The organism is Pseudomonas sp. FFUP_PS_473 (assembly GCF_002858665.1).
Lineage (GTDB): Bacteria > Pseudomonadota > Gammaproteobacteria > Pseudomonadales > Pseudomonadaceae > Aquipseudomonas > Aquipseudomonas defluvii.
In genome coordinates, this window is the sequence record NZ_PJQQ01000088.1 from 1 (window position 1) to 1,384 (window position 1,384).

Genomic DNA, 1,384 nt, shown 5'->3' on the forward strand with positions numbered 1-1,384 from the left:
GTGAGAGTAGGTCATCGTCAAGATTAAATTCCGAAACCCCTATCTGCACATGCAGGTAGGGGTTTTGTCTTTGTGGCGTTTTTGATAGCTGGCCGTAGCCAAGTTGCCCTAAAAGGAATTAGACATGGAAGTTGATCACCTTTTTATCTGCGTAACCAATCCCACCCAAAGCGCCGCCGCCTTGAGCGCCCTGGGTCTTGTCGAAGGCACACCGAACGTTCACCCTGGGCAAGGGACCGCGAACCGCAGGTTCTTCTTCCAAAACACATTCATTGAGTTGTTGTACCTCACGGATGCCCAGGAAGCGCAAAGCCCATTAACGGCCCCCACGCAGCTCTTCGAGCGCCTCAGCGCAACAGATAGCCAGGTATCACCCTTTGGCGTGTGCTTCAGGCCTACTACCGCAAACGAGGCGCTGCCTTTTCCCGCCTGGGAGTATCGCCCTGCTTACTTGCCAGCCAGCCTTAAAGTGGACGTAGGTCGCGCACCTGTCTCAGAGCCCATGTGGTTCTTTCTGTCTTTTGCCAAACGCCCAGACCAGATGCCGCCCGAGCGAGCTCAGCCTATTGAGCATGCCAATGGCTTTCGCCAAATCACCGCAGTACGGGTCACAACAGCCAGCGGCGAAGCATTCTCCGCAACGGCCTCTTGTGCAAATCAGCTGAGCGAATTTGAGATCATCCAGGGTAACGAGCACCTGATGGAGTTGGAGATCGACCACGGTGTTCAAGGGCAGACACGCGACTTGCGGCCTGGCTTGCCGCTGGTGATGAACTGGTAGTAAGCGTAGGCGTGCAGCCTTGCTGGCTAAAGTACTGTTTCTTCAAGAAGGGCTATTGCATTGACGCGTATTTTCTCGGGAAGCTGCCTGTGCGGCGCGGTGGCGTATCGAGTGTCGTCTCGCCCCAAAGCGGTATCTCACTGCCATTGCAGCCAGTGTCGAAAAGGGCATGGTGCTGCATTTGCCAGCTATGGCAGCGTGCCTCGCGCCGACCTGCACATCACCAAGGGTAGCGAGAGCCTCAAGGGCTACCAGTCCTCTGCAAGCGTTGTGCGGCAGTTCTGTTGCCACTGTGGCTCGTCGTTGTTTTGGTCGACAAGTGAAGGTGAATTTTCTGGATGGGTCTCAATAGCCCTGGGCTGCCTGGATACCTCTTTCACGCCTGGCCATCAAAAGCACCTGCATGTCGGAACCAAGGCCGCCTGGTATGAGATTCAAGATCACGGCCCGGAATCGGATTGACCGCTGCAGGTAAGCCTGCTGCAAAGCGTGTGTCTCTATCTCCTGCAATACAACAGTATTTCCATGTCTAGTCCTGAAATAGGTTTACACCTATTTCAGCCTCAAAACGCCCGATGCATCGCATCGGGCGTTTTGTATTTC

2 protein-coding genes are annotated in these 1,384 nt (G+C 54.8%); both read left to right on the forward strand.

Features of this window, described 5'->3' with window-relative positions:
- Positions 1-124: 124 nt before the first annotated feature.
- Positions 125-781 carry a VOC family protein gene (locus CYD26_RS24690; protein ID WP_102053910.1) on the forward strand — a complete coding sequence of 219 codons (657 nt, stop codon included), beginning with the start codon at positions 125-127 and terminating at the stop codon, positions 779-781.
- Positions 782-841: 60 nt separating this feature from the next.
- The gene (locus CYD26_RS24695) at positions 842-1,243 is read left to right on the forward strand and encodes a GFA family protein (protein WP_102053911.1); all 402 of its coding nucleotides are present in this window, start codon (positions 842-844) and stop codon (positions 1,241-1,243) included.
- Positions 1,244-1,384 lie beyond the last annotated feature (141 nt).